The sequence below is a fragment of the Pseudonocardia oroxyli genome, from assembly GCF_900102195.1.
Lineage (GTDB): Bacteria > Actinomycetota > Actinomycetes > Mycobacteriales > Pseudonocardiaceae > Pseudonocardia > Pseudonocardia oroxyli.
Window position 1 is genome coordinate 1 of record NZ_FNBE01000007.1, and the last position, 16,369, is coordinate 16,369.

General features: G+C 74.9%; 12 protein-coding genes and 1 pseudogene. 8 read left to right on the plus strand and 5 right to left on the minus strand.

The features are described from left to right. The coding region (locus BLS43_RS12020; protein WP_093076176.1) for an MSMEG_0572/Sll0783 family nitrogen starvation response protein at positions 1–513 on the plus strand (513 nt) is incomplete at its 5' end. A 79-nt stretch (positions 514–592) separates the two neighbouring features. Here the strand turns inward: BLS43_RS12020 and BLS43_RS12025 are convergent. After that, positions 593–985, minus strand: coding sequence for a DUF5313 family protein (locus tag BLS43_RS12025; RefSeq protein ID WP_245707446.1), 393 nt, complete (start codon positions 983–985; stop codon positions 593–595). Between the two features lie 19 nt (positions 986–1,004). Here BLS43_RS12025 and BLS43_RS12030 point away from each other — a divergent pair, with 19 nt between their 5' ends. The 5 genes from BLS43_RS12030 to BLS43_RS12050 are packed head-to-tail and all read left to right on the plus strand — an operon-like array spanning position 1,005 to position 4,410. Continuing rightward, positions 1,005–1,469, plus strand: a complete 465-nt coding sequence (locus tag BLS43_RS12030; RefSeq protein ID WP_245707447.1) for a MarR family winged helix-turn-helix transcriptional regulator — start codon at positions 1,005–1,007, stop codon at positions 1,467–1,469. Positions 1,470–1,529: 60 nt separating this feature from the next. Then, positions 1,530–1,916: a hypothetical protein gene (locus BLS43_RS12035; RefSeq protein ID WP_093082792.1), complete on the plus strand. Its 387-nt coding sequence runs from the start codon at positions 1,530–1,532 to the stop codon at positions 1,914–1,916. A gap of 10 nt (positions 1,917–1,926) precedes the next feature. Further along, complete coding sequence (locus BLS43_RS12040) at positions 1,927–2,937, plus strand: aldo/keto reductase family protein (protein ID WP_093082797.1); 1,011 nt, start codon at positions 1,927–1,929, stop codon at positions 2,935–2,937. Next, the gene (locus BLS43_RS12045) at positions 2,937–3,704 is read left to right on the plus strand and encodes an SDR family oxidoreductase (protein ID WP_093082800.1); all 768 of its coding nucleotides are present in this window, start codon (positions 2,937–2,939) and stop codon (positions 3,702–3,704) included. Before BLS43_RS12040 ends, BLS43_RS12045 begins: the two co-directional genes overlap by 1 nt. A gap of 49 nt (positions 3,705–3,753) precedes the next feature. After that, positions 3,754–4,410 carry an NADPH-dependent F420 reductase gene (locus tag BLS43_RS12050; protein WP_093082803.1) on the plus strand — a complete coding sequence of 219 codons (657 nt, stop codon included), beginning with the start codon at positions 3,754–3,756 and terminating at the stop codon, positions 4,408–4,410. 81 nt (positions 4,411–4,491) lie between these two features. Here BLS43_RS12050 and BLS43_RS31660 read toward each other — a convergent pair whose 3' ends face one another. After that, positions 4,492–6,939 (minus strand): helix-turn-helix transcriptional regulator, encoded by a 2,448-nt coding sequence (locus BLS43_RS31660; protein WP_093082806.1) that lies wholly within the window; start codon positions 6,937–6,939, stop codon positions 4,492–4,494. 185 nt (positions 6,940–7,124) lie between these two features. Here BLS43_RS31660 and BLS43_RS12060 point away from each other — a divergent pair, with 185 nt between their 5' ends. Continuing rightward, positions 7,125–9,668 (plus strand): Hsp70 family protein, encoded by a 2,544-nt coding sequence (locus BLS43_RS12060; RefSeq protein ID WP_093082810.1) that lies wholly within the window; start codon positions 7,125–7,127, stop codon positions 9,666–9,668. A 44-nt stretch (positions 9,669–9,712) separates the two neighbouring features. Further along, positions 9,713–12,169, plus strand: a complete 2,457-nt coding sequence (locus tag BLS43_RS29945) for a hypothetical protein (RefSeq protein WP_093082815.1) — start codon at positions 9,713–9,715, stop codon at positions 12,167–12,169. A gap of 145 nt (positions 12,170–12,314) precedes the next feature. Here BLS43_RS29945 and BLS43_RS12070 read toward each other — a convergent pair whose 3' ends face one another. The 3 genes and pseudogenes from BLS43_RS12070 to BLS43_RS12080 all read right to left on the minus strand — a co-directional run. Next, entirely contained in the window at positions 12,315–13,754 is a 1,440-nt protein-coding gene (locus BLS43_RS12070) for a dynamin family protein (protein WP_093082821.1), read from the minus strand. Next, positions 13,751–15,580, minus strand: a complete 1,830-nt coding sequence (locus tag BLS43_RS12075) for a dynamin family protein (protein ID WP_093082826.1) — start codon at positions 15,578–15,580, stop codon at positions 13,751–13,753. The genes BLS43_RS12070 and BLS43_RS12075 overlap by 4 nt, the downstream gene beginning before the upstream one ends. 171 nt (positions 15,581–15,751) lie before the next feature. Further along, positions 15,752–16,369: pseudogene (locus tag BLS43_RS12080) on the minus strand (hypothetical protein); the annotation flags it as partial.

Consider the following 16,369-nt stretch of genomic DNA (forward strand, 5'->3'; position numbering starts at 1 on the left):
ATGGCAGACCTGACCGATCTCGAGAAGCAGTCGCTCGAGGAGATCGCCCACCCGTCCCTGCCCGAGGGCTCGTCGATCTACGGCGGCACGAAGGTGTTCCCGGACTACCAGGCCGAGAACGGCGAGGTGTACTTCACCCTGGTCCACGGCATCGCCCACGAGTCCTCGGTGAGCTTCGTGGCCATCCTGCAGGCCACCCGCGCCCTGCGGAAGGGCTTCGAGTCCGCCGTCTACTTCTACGGCCCCGGCTCGCTCAACGCCCTGGCCACCCGCGGGTTCCCCACCACCGGCAACTCCGCGTTCCCCGGCGAGCACAACATCAACAACAGCCTCAAGACCTTCATCCAGGAGGGCGGCAAGGTCTACTGCTGCCGCTTCGGTCTGTCGCTGCACGGCGCCCGCGAGGAGGACCTCATCGAGGGCGTCATCCCGACCCACCCGCTCGACGTCCAGGACGCGCTGATCCACTACGCCCGCAAGGGCGCGATCATCAACAGCACGTACCAGATCTGAGCGGCTCCGCCGCCCGTGCGTGGTAAGTGGTGCCAGAGCACCACTTACCACGCACGACGTGTGTCCGGGGCCGGAGCGCTCAGTCGCGCCAGCGCTCCTCGTAGCGCTGCCGGGCCTCCGCCCGGCCCGCGGCGTTCCGCTCGGCGCGCAGGCCCGCGGCCGTGCCCCGCGGGTACCCGGCCTTGACGGCCCGGTGCTCGGCCGACTCCGCCACGTAGGCGAACGAGTAGAAGTAGCCGATGAGCAGGCCGCCGAGGACCGCCATCGCCCGCACCCAGGACTCGCCCGGGATGAAGACGTAGAGCAGCACGGCGAACGGGGCCAGCTGCACCGTCGCGCGGGCGAAGTGCCGCAGCACCCAGGTCCGCGTGGTCACGTCGAACAGCACCCACTCGCGGTGCCGGGCGGGCAGCCCGGCGCCCCAGGCGTAGAGCACCCAGCGGATCGGGTTTGGCCTACGAACAGTTTGCACACCAAGTATGCTACCCGACATGGACGCCGATCTCCTCCGTCTCGACCGGCAGGTGTGCTTCGCCCTCGCGGTGGCCGCGCGGGAGGTCATCGCGCTCTACCGCCCGCTGCTCGAGCCGATGGGCCTCACCCACCCCCAGTACCTGGTCATGCTCGCCCTCTGGGAACGCTCGCCGCAGTCGGTCACCGAGCTCAGCCGCGCACTGGCGCTGGATCCCGGCACGCTGTCCCCGCTGCTCAAGCGCCTGGAGTCGGCCGGGCTCGTGCGCCGCGACCGGGTCCCGACGAACGAGCGCATGCTCGCGATCACCCTGACCGACGCCGGGCGGGCGCTCCGGGCCGAGGCCGAGCGGATCCCCCCGGCGATCGTCGAGCGCCTCGGGATGCCACTGGCGGAGCTCGAACGGCTGCGCGAGGTCCTCACCGGGGTGATCGCCGCCACGCAGTCGGACACCCTGGGTGAGCACGCTCGTCCGATGGGCTGATCGGGCTAACGTCTCCGTCGGCCGGGCCGATGTCCAGAGGTGAGGCCTGGAGGTACCACGATGACGACCCACCCGGTGGCGACCCCGTCGGACGCCGGCGCGCCGACCGAGCGCCTCCCCCGCGTCCGGCCCGGGGTCGAGACCGTCGCCGCCGCCGCGCGCCGCAGGATCACCGTGGACCCGACGCTCGCGGGGCTCCCCGCCGACGCGCACGTGCACAGCGAGCACGACACCGGCGTCGTCTTCGTGCACGGCAGGCGGTTCACGCTCGTCGAGGTGGTGCCGGACGTCGGTGCCGACACCATGGAGTCCCTGATCGCGCGGCGGGACGGGCTCGGCAAGCGGTCCGCCGCCGTCGTCGTCGCGGAGCGGATGACGGTCGCCGCCGCCCGCCGCGCCCAGCACGCCGCCGTGCGGTTCGTGGCCCTGGGAGAGCTCAGCGGCTAGAAAGAGCCGCATGGAGTTCCGCTATCTGGGCCGCTCCGGGATGCAGATCTCGGCGATCACCTACGGCAACTGGCTCACCCACGGCTCGCAGGTCGAGAACGACGTCGCCACGCAGTGCGTGCGCGCCGCCCTCGACCACGGGATCACGACCTTCGACACCGCGGACGTCTACGCGAACGGCAAGGCCGAGGAGGTCCTCGGCGCGGCACTCAAGGGCGAGCGGCGCGAGTCGCTCGAGATCTTCACGAAGGTCTACTGGCCCGTCGGGCCGCGCGGCAAGAACGACCAGGGCCTGTCCCGCAAGCACATCCTCGAGGGGATCGACGCCAGCCTGCGCCGGCTCGGGACCGACTACGTGGACCTCTACCAGGCCCACCGCTACGACGTGTACACCCCGCTCGAGGAGACGATGCAGGCGTTCGCCGACGTCGTGCGGGCGGGCAAGGCGCTCTACATCGGGGTGAGCGAGTGGAGCGCCGAGCAGATCCGCGCGGCGCACGGGCTCGCGGTGTCCCTGAGCGTCTCGCTGGTGTCCAGCCAGCCGCAGTACTCGATGCTGCACCGGATCATCGAGCCCGAGGTCGTGCCGACCTGCGAGGAGCTGGGGCTCGGCCAGATCGTGTGGTCGCCGATCGCGCAGGGCGTGCTCACGGGCAAGTACAAGCCCGGCGAGGCGCCGCCGCCGGGCTCCCGCGCCACGGACGAGTCCGGTGGGGCGCAGGCGATCGCCCGCTTCCTGAACGACGAGACCCTCACCCGGGTCCAGGCCCTCGCCCCGATCGCGGGCGACCTGGGCCTGACCATGGCCCAGCTCGCCGTGGCGTGGGTGCTGCAGAACGCCGACGTCGCCGCGGCGCTGGTCGGCGCCTCGCGGCCCGAGCAGGTGGCCGAGAACGTGAAGGCGGCGGGCGTGCGCATCCCCGAGGACGCGATGAAGGCGATCGACGCCGCGCTCGGGGACTCCGTCGAGCGGGACGCGGGTCTCGTCGCCCGCTCCACCCCGCGCCGCAGGCCGGTCTGATGGACCTCGGGATCGCGGGCCGCACGGCGGTCGTCTGCGCCTCCACCCGCGGGCTCGGTCGGGGCTGCGCCGAGGCGCTGGCCGCGGCCGGGTGCACCGTCGTCGTCAACGGGCGGACCCAGGAGGCGGCCGAGCGCGCGGCCGCCGAGATCGACGGCCGGACCGTGCCGGTGGGCGCGGACGTCGGGACGCCCGAGGGGCGCGCCGCCCTGCTCGCGGCGGTGCCTGCCGTGGACATCCTGGTCAACAACAACGGCGGGCCGCCCTTCCGGGACTTCCGCGAGGTCGACCACGAGGCCCTGATCGAGGGCGTCGAGGCGAACATGGCCGCGCCGATCGCCCTGGTCCAGGCGGTCGTGGACGGCATGATGGAGCGCGGCTTCGGGCGGATCGTCAACATCACGTCGGGCTCGGTGAAGGCGCCGATCGCCGGGCTGGACCTGTCCAGCGGGGCGCGGGCCGGGCTCACCGGGTTCCTCGCCGGCGTCGCGCGATCCGTCGCGCACAGCGGCGTGACGATCAACTTCCTGCTGCCCGGCCCCTTCGACACCGACCGGCTCCGCGCCGCGCAGGCGAACGCGGCGCGCGCCCAGGGCATCACCCCCGAGGAGGCGGCGCGGCGAGCCGCGGCGGGCATCCCGGCCCGCCGCTTCGGCACCGCGGCCGAGTTCGGCGCCACCTGCGCGTTCCTGTGCTCGGTGCACGCCGGGTTCATCACCGGGCAGAGCCTGCTCCTGGACGGGGGCGCCTACCCCGGCGTGATGTGACGCACGTCATGCTCGGAATCCGCCGTCGCACCGCGGGGTTGGCGCCCACATGAGGATCGGCATCATCGGCGCAGGCAACATCGGTGGCACGCTCGCCCGGCGGCTCGCGGAGCTCGGGCACGAGGTGCGGGTCGCCAACTCCCGGGCCCCCGAGACGGTGGCGGCCCACGTCACCGAGACCGGGGCGCAGGCGGTGTGGGCGAAGGACGCCGCCGCGGACGCGGAGCTCGTGATCGTCTCGATCCCGCAGAAGAACACCCCGAACCTGGCGTCCGGCACGGTCCCGACCGGGGTGCCGGTCATCGAGACCAACAACTACTACCCGCAGCAGCGGGACGGGCTGATCCAGGAGATCGAGGACGGCACGCCGGAGAGCGTGTGGGTCGCGGGTCTGCTCGGCACCGACTCGGTCTACAAGGTCTTCAACGGCATCTACTGGAAGCACCTGCTGGAGAAGGGCGTGCCGAAGGGCACGCCGGGCCGGATCGCCCTGCCGATCGCCGGTGACCCGGGCCCGTTCCAGGAGACCGTGTTCGCGCTGGTGGACGAGCTGGGCTTCGACCCGGTCGACGGCGGCACGTTGGCCGAGTCGTGGCGTCAGCAGCCCGGCACCCCGGTGTACGGCAAGGACTACGACGTCGAGAAGACCGTGCGGGCCCTGCAGGAGGCCCCGAAGGAGCGCCCGGCGGAGTTCCGCGCCGCCTGAGGCACCACCCCGCACCGCATTATGGAACCATGATGTCGTTTTCGAGGCCCGAAACGGACATTACGGTTCCATAATGCGTGGTCAGGTGACGGCCTCTGCCAGGTCCGCGCGGCCCTTCACGCCCAGCTTCGCGTAGACGCTGTGCAGCACGTTGTCCACCGTGCGGACGGAGACGACGAGCCGCGCGGCGATCGCCTTGCTGGACATGCCGGTGGCCGCCAGCCGCGCGATCTCCAGCTCCCGGCGGGTCAGCTCGGTCGGGGCCTTGAGCGCGAGCAGCGCGGGGGTGCGGACCTCCTCGCACTCCCGCGCCCACGCCGTGGCCCGCTTCGCGGCGGCCTGCCGGCTCCCAGTGCGCCCCGCGGTCTCGTAGTCCCGCACCGCCTGCGCCGCGGCCTCGGCCGCCAGCAACGGGAGACCGAGGGTGGCGAACCGCTCGGCCACCGCGTCGAGCGCGGCGCCGTCCGCGGCCGCGAGGTGGGCGAGCTGCACGGCGGCGAGCTCGCCCTGCAGGTCGGCGGGCCGCCCGGCCGGGGCGCTCACCCCGAGCCGGACGCCCGCGTGCAGCGCGGTCAGCTCCGCGTAGCGCGCGCCGCCGCCGCGGGCCAGCCCGACCGCCTCGCCCACGAGCCGCTCGGCCAGTGAGGTCTCCCCGCGGATCGCGGCCAACCAGGCCTGCGCGACGAGCGGCCACGGCGTGGGGGCGTCGAGGGTGTCGACGCCGGTGAGCAGCGCCTCGGCGGCCTCCCCGTCGCCGGTCAGCCCCATCGCGATCGCGAGCTCCTCGCGCAGGCCCGACACCGGCGGGAAGGGCGCCGTCGGCACGGCCGCGGCCTCGCGCAGCCACCGCCGCGCGGTGCGGACCCGGCCGCGCAGGAGCGCGATCCGCCCGAGCCAGCCCGCATGCACCGCGGATGCGACGGGCCAGTGCCGGGCCAGCGCCTCGGCGTAGCCCGCGACGGCGAGTGCCTCGGCCTCGTCGAGCCTGCCGGTGAGGGTGTGCGCGCCGAGCTCGGCGGACTGCAGCGCGGGGGTCCACCAGCCCGGCTCCCCGGCCAGGCCCTGTTCGGCGGTGGCCAGGGCGTCGGTGTAGCGGGCGGCCGCGCACTCGGCCAGGGCCCGCACGGCCAGCACCTCCACGGTCGGGGCGAGGGGGGCCAGCTCGGCGAGCGCGTCGGTGCAGCGGCCCGCGGCCAGCAGCAGGGCCGCCCGGACGGGACCCACCTCGTCCGGCGGCAGGCCCAACCAGCTCCGCGCGGTGGCCCGGGCCAGCGCGAGCCGCTCCGCCGCCGCGTCCGCCACCGGGACCAGCACGGCCTCGGCCTCCGCGGCGCGACCCGTGGCGAGCAGCAGGTCGGCGAGCAGCACCCGGGCCCGCGGGCCGTCGCTCGCGGCGACCGCGGCCCGCGCCAGCCGTTCGGCGGCGCGCAGGTCGAGGCTGCCCTCGGCGGCGGCGAGCACCGCGTCCGCGTCCACCGGGGTGCCGCTCGCGAGCCGCCAGCCCACCAGCCGTGGGCCGTCCGCGGCGCGCTTCGCCCCGGTCTTCTCGATCGCCTGGACGAGGATCCGGTGGGTGCGCCGGGCGCGCAGCGGGGTGGTGCGCCGCCGGATCACCTCGGCGAGCAGCGGGTGGACGAGGTCGACGTCGAGCCGCCTGCCCGACAGCGCCGAGACGACCAGCCCGCGGCGCTCGGTGCGGGCCAGCACCCGCTCGGCCCCCATCTCCAGGAGGATCTCGCTGCCCAGCGGGGCGCCGTGTGCGAGCAGCTCGAGGAGGGTGCTCTCGTCCTCGGTGACCGCGCCGATCCGCGACTCGACGAGCTCGAGCAGCCGCGGCCCCGGGGCCAGCGGGCCCGCGCTCCGCCACACCCCGTCCTCGCAGGTCAGCGTGCCCGCCGTGGTCCCGGCGGCGGCCAGCTCCCGGAGGAACAGCGGGGTGCCCTGGGCCAGCTCCCAGAGCTCCTGCAGCACCGCGCCCTCGACCGGTCCGCCGAGCAGCGCGGCCACCAGCTCGTCCGAGCGGGCGCGGTCCAGCTCGGAGAGGTCCAGCCGCTCGGCGAGACCGTCCTTCCAGAGCCCGAACACGGCGTCCGGCACCGGGACGCCGACCTGCACGGTCAGCACCGCGAAGGCCTGCCGCGTGTGGCAGAGGTGGGCGACGAGGGTGGCGCTGGCGGGGTCGAGCCCGGTCGCGTCGTCGATACCCAGGACCAGGCGCGTGCCACCCGCGTGGGCACGCAGCGCGGCGGCGCAGGCGCGCAGGGTGGCCGCGTCGTCCGGACCGCGCTCGAGGTCCGGGAGCAGGTGGGCGAGGGCGCCGAACGGGATGCCGGGCGCGGTGGCGCGGACCTCGACGGCGGTGGCGTCCCCGGCGGCCGTGGCGGCGCCGAGGATCTCGCGCAGCAGCCGGGTCCGCCCGACGCCCGCGCGACCGGCCAGCACCAGACCGGACAACGACGGCGTGGCCAGCGTCCGCCGGGCGAAGTCCAGCTCCGCGGACCGGCCGACCAGAGGCCATTCCTGCCGCATCCGCCACCCCCTCCGGTCCCGGCGGGTACTCGTACGGTTCGCCGCAGCTGTTAACGCCGCGGCTCCGTGGGGAGAGAGCACCTTGAGGACGGGCGTCGCTCGCTGGGAGGATGCGTGCGGACCTCGGGGTCGGTTCGTACGTCCGTGAGCTCTGCGGCCCCTTCCCGACAAGGAGCGCGGCGAGCATGACGTACGGCCTCGGTGTCGACCTCGGTACGACCTTCACGGCTGCGGCCGTCCGCCGGGGTGACCGGGTCGAGCGCTTTCGACTCGGGGACCGCTCGGACGTCGCGCCGTCGGTCGTCATGATCCGCCAGGACGGGGCGGTGCTGACCGGGTCCGCGGCCGAGCGGCGGGCGTCGGTGGAACCCGAGCGGGTGGCGCGGGAGTTCAAACGCAAGCTGGGCGACCCGGTGCCGATGATCGTCGGCGGGTCCCCGATGCCGGTGCCCGCGCTGCTGGCCCACCTGCTGCGGGCCGTGGTCGGCCGGGTCGGGGCGGCCGAGGGGGCGCCGCCGGAGCAGGTCACGCTGACCCACCCGGCGAGCTGGAACACCTACCAGAAGGAGATCTTCTCCCAGGTCCCGCAGCTGGCCGAGGTGGGTCCGGTCCGGATGGTCACCGAACCCGAGGCGGCGGCCGCGACCTACGCGGCGAACGAGCGGCTCGCGGCCGGTGCCACCGTCGCGGTCTACGACCTCGGCGGCGGCACCTTCGACGCGACCGTCCTGCGCCGGACCGCGTCGGGCTTCGAGATCCTCGGCACGCCGCAGGGCATTCAGGGACTGGGCGGGATCGACTTCGACCAGGCCGTGTTCGCCCACGTCCGGGAGTCCCTCGGCGAGGACGCACTGCTCGGGGCGGACCGCGCCACGCTGTACCGGCTGCGGCAGGAGTGCGTGCACGCCAAGGAGGCCCTGTCGGTCGACACCGACGTCACGGTGCCGGTCCTGCTCCCGAGCGCGCACACCCACATCCGGGTCACCCGCGGCGAGTTCGAGGACATGGTCCGGCCCGTCCTCGCCGACACCATGACGGCGCTGCGCAGCGCGCTGCGGTCCGCCTCGGTCGAGGCGGAGGACCTGACCGCGGTGCTGCTGGTCGGCGGTTCTTCGAAGATCCCGCTGGTCGCGCGCATGGTGTCGGCGGAGTTCAAGGCGCCGATCGCGGTGGACACCGACCCCGAGTTCGCGGTGGCACTGGGGGCGGCGGCATTGTCGGCGCCCGTGTCCGCGGGGCCCGGTCCGCGGGCGCAGGTCCCCACCGCTCCGACGAGTGGGGCCACACCCGTCGGCGCCGCGGCGGCACTGGGCACGGGGACCGGCGCGACCGCACGGATCGTCACCCCCGCCGTGCCCGCCCCCACCGCCGCCCCGACCGCGCGGCCCGGCCACGACCGGCCCGCCCCCGCCGGTCCGATGCGGCCCGGGCCGGGTGGCCGCCCGGACCCGGCCCGCTCCGACCCCTCGTACCGGCCCGCGCTGCAGCCCGCCGGGCGGGCGAACACCCCGTACCCGCCCGCGTCCGGACAGAACGGCCACGGCCGCGCGCCGGACCACGAACCGAACACCCGGATGTTCGCGCCGACGCCGCCGACCGGCGGCGCCCCGGACCGCCGGTTCGGCGCCGGTGACCGCCCGCCCGAGCTCAAGCGCACCGAGCAGCGGCGCTGGGTCAAGCCCGTGGTGATCGCGGTGGTGGTCGCCGCGGTCGTCGGCGGCGGTGCCTACGCCGGGGTCCGCTTCCTGGGCGGCGGTGGCGGCGGCACCGCGGCCGCCCCGACCACCTCCGAGACCGCGTCGCCGCCCACCGAGGCGCCGCTCGCCTTCGGCGCCCCCGTCGCGAGCGTGCCGATCGGCAAGAACCCCGGCCGGGTCGCCGTCACCCACGACGGCGGCCACGCCTACACCACCAACAACGGCTCGAACGACGTCTCGGTCGTCGACCTGGGCTCGAACTCGGTCACCGCGACGATCCCGGTCGGGGCAGGCCCGGTGCTGGTCGCCGTCGCCCCGGACGACCGGCACGCCTACGTCACCAGCATCACCACCGGGCAGCTCGCGGTGATCGACATCGCGAGCAACACCGTCGCGGCGACCGTGCCGGTGGGCAAGAGCCCGGTCGGGATCGCGGTGTCCGCGGACGGCCGCACGGTCTACGTGGCGAACCGGGACTCGAACTCGCTGTCCGTGGTGGACGCGGCCACGAACACGGTCACCGGCACCATCCGGGTGCCGGGCGGGCCGTTCGCCGTCGCCGTGTCCGGAGACGGCGCGCACGCCTACGTCACGGGTGCGGGCAACGGTTCGCTGGCCGTGGTGGACCTGCAGCGCAAGGCCGTCGTCGGGACCGTCGAGGTCGGGCCGAACCCCGGCTGCGTGAAGATCGGCGCGGACGGCACCCGTGCCTACGTGACCAGCTACGACAGCGCCTCCCTCAAGGTCGTCGACGTGCACGACGCCGCGAACCCGACCGTCGCGCAGTCCGTCACCGTCGGGGCCCGGCCCTCCTACGTCGCGCTGTCCCCGGACGGCGCCCGCGCGTACGTGGTCAACCAGGGAGACGGCACGGTCTCCGTGGTCGACACCGGGACGAACGCCGTGAGCCGCACCTTCTCCGTGGACGCCCCGGCGCCCAACGGCATGGCCGTCGATCCGGACGGCGCCCGCGGTTACGTGGTGAGCAGCGACGGGAACTCCCTGGCCGTCTTCAGCCTCGAGGGTGAGTAGTGCCTACTCATGACCCTGGCCCCTCGTCGGGGGACCGTGAGGGCATGAGGGAGTCCGAGCAGATCGACCTGGCCGTGCGGGCCGTGCGCGCCGTGCGGGCGGTCAAGGAGGCCGCCTCCGGGGGCCGGGCGGTGCCCGTGCTGACCTGGTCGGCGCTGGCCAGCGGGTTCGCCGCGGGCACGGCGTTCGGCGGGGCGGCGGCCGCCGGGGGCGCGCAGGCGGCACCCGATCCCGTCACCGTCGCGACGACGTCGGCGTCGGGCGCCGCGGGCCCGTCCGGACCGTCCTCGCCGGACACCTCGGCAGCAGGCCCGCACGCCGATCACGGCGCCGCCGCCGGGCCCGACTCGGTCACGGTGCACCAGGTCAGCGGGTCGGAGGGGATCACCCCGGACAGCGTGTCGAGCTCGGTGGAGGCGGGGCCGGACGGCTCTGTCACCGCGACGCAGAGCTCGAGCTACTCCTCCCACGAGTCCGGCGGGGGGTCCGGTGGGGACGCGGGCCGGGACACGGTCGACATCGTCGTGCAGCAGTTCCAGCAGTCGGTGATCCGCGCGGACGAGAACGGGAACCTCGTCGTCGAGACGTTCACCCGGATCGTCGTGCAGTACGAGGGGCACACCTTCGTGGCGACGGACCACGGCGTCGCGATGATCGACCCGGACTCGGGGCAGGACGTCGTGGTCCACCACGTGGCCACGGTCGTCGTCTCGGAGAACCCGGACGGCTCCTACGCCGTGCACACCGACGCCCACACGACCGTCGACCTGGTGCCGGACACGGACGGGCACTTCGACGCGACCCTCGTCCAGGACGAGCACGTCGCGGTGATCGACGACCCGCACGTCGGCGCGGACGCCCAGCTCGACGCCACCCAGGACCAGTCCGCGGTGGCGGACGGGGTCAGCGGCGTCGGCGTCCTCCAGATCCAGACCGCGGAGGGCATGTCCGACCAGAGCCAGGCGGCGGACAGCGCGGACGCGGTGATCACCCAGGCGCAGGGCGCCGGGGCGGGGTCCACGCAGACCCAGGCGGGCACCTCGGATCACGGCGGGATCATCACCCAGGCACAGGGCGCCGGTGGCGGGTCGATGCAGACCCAGACCGGCACGTCCGAGGGTGGGATCGTCACGCAGGGCCAGGGCGCGGGCGCGGGCTCCACCCAGACCCAGGCCTCCAGCGCCGAGGGCGGCATCACCACCCAGGGCCAGGGCGCCGGGGCGGGCTCGACCCAGACCCAGACCTCCGCCACCGAGGGCGGGATCACCACGCAGGGCCAGGGCGCGGGCGCCGGCTCCACCCAGACCCAGGCCTCCTCGACCGGGGGCGGGATCACCACCCAGGGTCAGAACGCCGGGGCGGGGTCCACGCAGACGCAGGTGTCCGACACCGCGGGCGGGGTCACGACGCAAGGACAGCGGGGCGGCGCCGACTCCCACCAGACCCAGGTCTCGGCGACGGCGGGCGGCACGAGCACCCAGGCCCAGCAGGGCGGGGCCCACTCCACCCAGGTCCAGGCCTCGAACTCCCCGGGCGGGACCACGGTCCAGGGCCAGGCCGGCGGACCGGGCTCCACGTCCGTGCAGGTCCCGGGGCCGAGTGCGGCTCCGTCCCCGGGCGCGGCTCCGTCCCCGGGCGCGGCTCCGTCCCCGGGCGCGGCTCCGTCCCCGGGCGCGGCTCCGTCCCCGGGCGCGGCTCCGTCCCCGGGCGCGGCGGCCCCGGCCGGGGCGGCGGGGGCGGGCGCGGCCGGGGCGGGCGCCGCGGCACCGGTGGCCGCGGCCTCGACCTCCGGGGTCATGGACCACACCCTGCTCGCGACGACGGGGATCGCCGCGGGCTCGATGGTCCCGATCGTGCTGAACGAGCCCGGCCCCGCCCACCCCGGTCCCACGGGCGAGGCCACCACCCCGACCGCCTTCAGCCAGACCACCCCGCCGACCACGGGTGAGCCCCCGGCAGGCACCGCGCACGGAGCGGACACCGGCGGTCACGGCGACCCCGCGGGAGGCGCGGAGGGCCACGGCTCGGACACCACCGCCCCGGTCGCAGGCACGCACGGTGCCGCAGCGCCGGACGACCCCACCCTCACCGAAGGGCCGCCGATCCCTCCGGCGACCGCGCCCGCACCGCAGGCGGCGTCCACCGGCCAGGCCCCGACCCCGGACCCGGCTCCGGCGTCGGGGTCGGCGGCGGAGCCGGCCGCGGCTCCGGCGTCGGCTCCCGGTTCGGCGTCGGGGTCGGCGTCGGATCCGGCGGACCACTTCGGCGGGTCCGAGGCGCCCGTCGAACACTTCGCCCCCGTCGAACCGGTGCACGCGCAGGCTGCCCCGGCGTCCGCGCAGGAACCGGCCGCGCCGGTCGAGACGCACACCCCCGCGCACACCGTCCCGGAACCGACCGCCGCGGAGTCCCACGAGCAGGACCTCCACGACCAGTCCTTCGAGGCCCCGGAGTCCCACGACCACGACCACCACGACGCAGGCGCCTTCGACCACGCGTGAAGGCCGCGCGTACGCCTGCTCGCGGTCGCACGTTTCGTGCGCTCAGTGCTCCTCCGACAGCACTGAGCGCACGCAAACCGTGACCATGCAGCGCTCAGAGCACGACACGTGCAGTCTCCAGCGGCGGCCCCGCACCGGCACACCCTCAGACGAGCATGCCCTCGCAGGTGCGCACCAGGATCCGGGCGGCCGTGGCGGTGGCGCGGGTGGCGAGCGGGTCCTCGGCCTCGCGTTGCCAGCGCGCGAGCGTGGTCAGGGCGCTCTGACGGACCTGGCCGAGGTCCGCGAGCTCCCCCAGCCCCAACCGGGTGCGGGGGTCGGCGCCGTAGGAGCCGAGCAGGCGTTCGGCGGAGCCGTCGTCCCCCGGCAGGAGGGTGGGGTCCTCGCGCAGTGCGTCGATCAGGCGCAGCTCGGTGAGCTCGTGGGCGCCCGCGACCAGGGCGTCGAAGCGGCGCTGCAGGTCCGGTGGCGGGGGTGAGCCCGCGAAGAGCGCCTCCAGCGCGAGGATCGCGGTCCGCGCCTTCAGCACGTCCGCCCGCGCGGCGAACCGCGTGGTCAGCAGCTCGTGCAGGCCGGTGATCCCGGACAGGCGCTGCAGATGCGCGGCCAGTGCGGAGGCGTCCGCGGCCTCGCCCGACGCGATGAGCTCCAGGGAGCTGCGGATCCCGAACAGCCCCAGCCTGCGGGCCAGCTCCAGCCGCGTGGCCGGGTCGACCCCCACCTCGGCCGAGATGAACCGGTCCGTGGTGAGCAGCAGCCCCTCGCGCGTCTCCGCGGGCAGCGCCGCGAGCGCGACGAGGGCGGCGTACTCGGCCTGCCGCAGCGTCGCGCCGCAGGCGGCCAGCAGCCCGGCCACCGGCACGACGGTGTGGCAGAGCCGCCGCACCCGCGGGTCGGCGGCGTACCGCGCGGCGATCCGCGCGGCGCTGTCCAGGGCGTCCGTCCGGGCGTGCCCCACCTCGTCCGCCCGGGCGAGCACCCCGACCGTGTTGACCGGCCTGCCCTGGCCCTCGGTCTCGTGGAAGGCCTCCAGGAACGAGACGTCGTCCGCGTGCATGTGCCGCATCAGGTACACGACGGCGTCGGCGCCGGAGCCCGTCGGCCCCTCCGGCGTGAGCAGCACGCGCGAGCGCGCGGAGATCTCGTCGTTGATCGAGCCCATGCCGGGGGTGTCGATCAGCGTCATGGCCTGCAGCCTGCGCGACGGCCAGTCCACCACCATCCGCGACACCAGGTCCGGGGTGTGCCCCGCGAGGTCGATCGAGGCCAGCGACCCGGACTGCGGGAAGGGGAGCTGGGCGGGCGGGCCCTGGGTGGGGAACAGCATCACCCGGTAGGAGGGCCCGTGCCGGAACCAGGTGACGATCCGGGTGCACTCCCCCGCGTCCGTCGCGGCGAGGTCCTGCCCGACGAGCGCGTTGAGCAGCGTCGACTTGCCCGCCTTCACCCGCCCCGCGATGGCGACGCGCAGCGGCTCGTCGATCCGCGCCGCCACGGCGGTGATCATCGGCTCGATCCGGGTGCCCGCCGCGAGCGCGGCCGCCTCCCCGACGAGCTCGCGGGTCCGCCGGAGCAGGGTGCTCATGCGGCGGCCGCCCGCGGACCGCTCATCAGCCCGTCGGCCTGCCCGCGCAGCATGGCGAGGGACTTCAGGTCCGACTCGATCCGCTCCAGCTGCTGCTTCTCGGTCTGTTCGCTCTGCACGGCCCGCTCGGCCTCCTTGAGGGCCTCGGCGAGCGAGCGCAGCAGCTCGTCGAGCCGCTCGGTGTAGCCGTCGCGCAACTCGCGCTGGATCCGCCGGATCACGTCCCGCGAGTCCTTCCCCACGTGGATGTTGAACTCGTCGACGTAGCGCCGCACCGCGAGCTTCGCCTTCTGGCGGCGCTGCTCGAGCTGGCGCTTGCGGTCGTCCTTCATGCCGCTGCGGCCCATCAGCGCGGCCGCGGCGATCCCGATGGGCAGCGGGATGGCGAGCATCGCGATGTGGGTGAGCATGGTGAACATCATCAGGCCGCCGTAGGACTTCTGGAGCCCCGCCATGGCCGTGGCCGACTTCTTCGAGGCCACCGCGAAGCCGGTGTCGAACTCCAGCGAGTCCACCTTGGCCACCGGCGCCTCCACCCGCAGCGGCACCACGATCGCCGACTCCTCCAGCTCGAAGTGCTCGGCCACCCGCTCCGCGACGTCCTTGGTCGCCCGGATCAGCTCGGCGTAGTTCTCCATCGTCTCGCCCGCGAGCCGCTGGCGCAGCCAGGACGCGAACTCCTCGAAGTTCTTCGCCGGGTCGCCCTCGTCGATGGCGTTCTCGGCGTCCATCAGCACCCCGCGGGCCCGGATGCGCAGGTCGTGGTCGATGTCGGAGCTGACGTCCGCCAGCCCGTCGTAGAGCAGGGTCTGCCAGCGCGCGCTGCGGGCCTTGAGCCGCTCGAGGCGCTCGCGGGTGTCGGTGAGGTCGCGGGTGAGCTGCGCCGTGCGCTCGGGGTGCACCAGGGCGCTCTGCCGCGCCCGCACGGTCTGCTCGAGCTGGTCCACCACGGAGTAGACGTGGTTCCCCACGGCCCGCAGCGTGACCTGCTCCGAGTCCGCCACCACCTCCGTCAGCCGCGCGACGAGCGCCGGGAACCCGGACTCGGCGTTCATCGCCTGGTCCACCCGCTTGGCGGCCTGCAGCCGCAGCTCCGACGACAGCGCGATCGGCTCCACCGCCACCCCCGCCCGCTCGAGGTGGGCGAGGTCCAGCTGCAGGATCCGCCGCCACTCCAGGTGCAGGTCCGTCTTGGTCAGCGCGAAGATGATCGTGGGGCAGAGCTCCTGGGCCGTCTTGAGGAACTTGATCTCCGCGGCGGTGAGCTCCTGCGAGGCGTCGGAGCAGAAGACGACGGCGTGGGCCTGCGGCAGCGCCCCCACCGTCACCGTGCTGTGCACCGACCCCAGCCCCCCGACGCCCGGGGTGTCGACGAGCACGAGCCCGTCCTGCAGGAGCCTGCGCTGGATCCCGATCTGCACGGCGTGCAGGCCCCGCGCGCGGGCCTCGGCGCCGCGCGGGTCGCCCTCCGCCGCGTACCCGGCCGCGGCCTCGTACGGGATCTGCTCGACCCGGGTGTCCTGGTCCCGCACGTAGGTCGCGGTGGCCGTGGGCTCCGCCGCGTACTTGACGACGGTCGGGACGGCCGTCGCGATGTCGTCGTCCACCGGACAGACCTGGGCGGTGAGCAGGGCGTTGATCAGGGAGCTCTTGCCCTGCTTGAACTCCCCCACCACGTACACCATCACCGAGGGCGTCGACAGCATGTCCTTCGCCGCCGTCAGCCGCCGGGTGAGGTCCTCGCGTTGGTAGACCGTCGCGCCCTTGATCGCGAGGTCGAGGGTCGACGCGGCCTGCGCCCGCCTGCCCTCCAGCTGCCCTGCCATCGTGTCCCCGCCCGTCGTGTGTGGTCCTGACGACCGGAGGCCCGGCGACGGGTGTCGCCGGGCTCCGGGTCCTGCAGCGCGGTACCTCAGCCGCTCTGGGGCGGCTGAGGTACCGCGCCGTGCCGCGCCGTGCCGTGCCGTGCCGTGCCGTGTCTTGCTCTGCCGTACCGGTCAGCCGTCGTGCGAGTCGTGCCCGGCGTCGTGGTGGCCCGCGTCGTGGGACTCGGACTCGGCCGCCGCCTCGTGGTGGCTCGCCTCGTAGGAGGAGCTGTCGCTCTCGTGCGAGGTGGGCGCCGCGAAGGACTCGTGCTGCGGCTCGGGTGCGCTCTCGTGCTGGACCGTGTGGACCGGCTCGGGGGCGGGCTCGTCGTGCGTCACGGGGGCCGGGGCGGCGAAGTGCTCCGTCGCGTGCTCCTCGTGGGCCGGGGCGGCGAAGTGCGCCGCCGGGGCCGGGACGTCCTGGGCGAAGGCGTCCCCGTGGTCCGCCGGGGCGGCCGCGGCCGGGACGTCGTTGGCGAAGGCGTCCCCGTGGTCGACCTGCGTGGGGCCGGTGACCTGGGTGGCCCCGCCGCCCGCGGGCTCGACCTGGACGGGACCGGTGACCTGGGTCGGGCCGCCGTCGGCCGCCTCGACCTGGACCGGGCCGGTAACCTGCGTGGCCCCGCCGTCGTGGTCCCCGACCTGCACCGGGCCGGTGACCTGCGTGCCGCCGTCGTGGCCCGCACCGACCTGCACCGGACCGGTGACCTGAGTGGCCCCGCCGTCCGCCGCACCCACCTGCACCGGGCC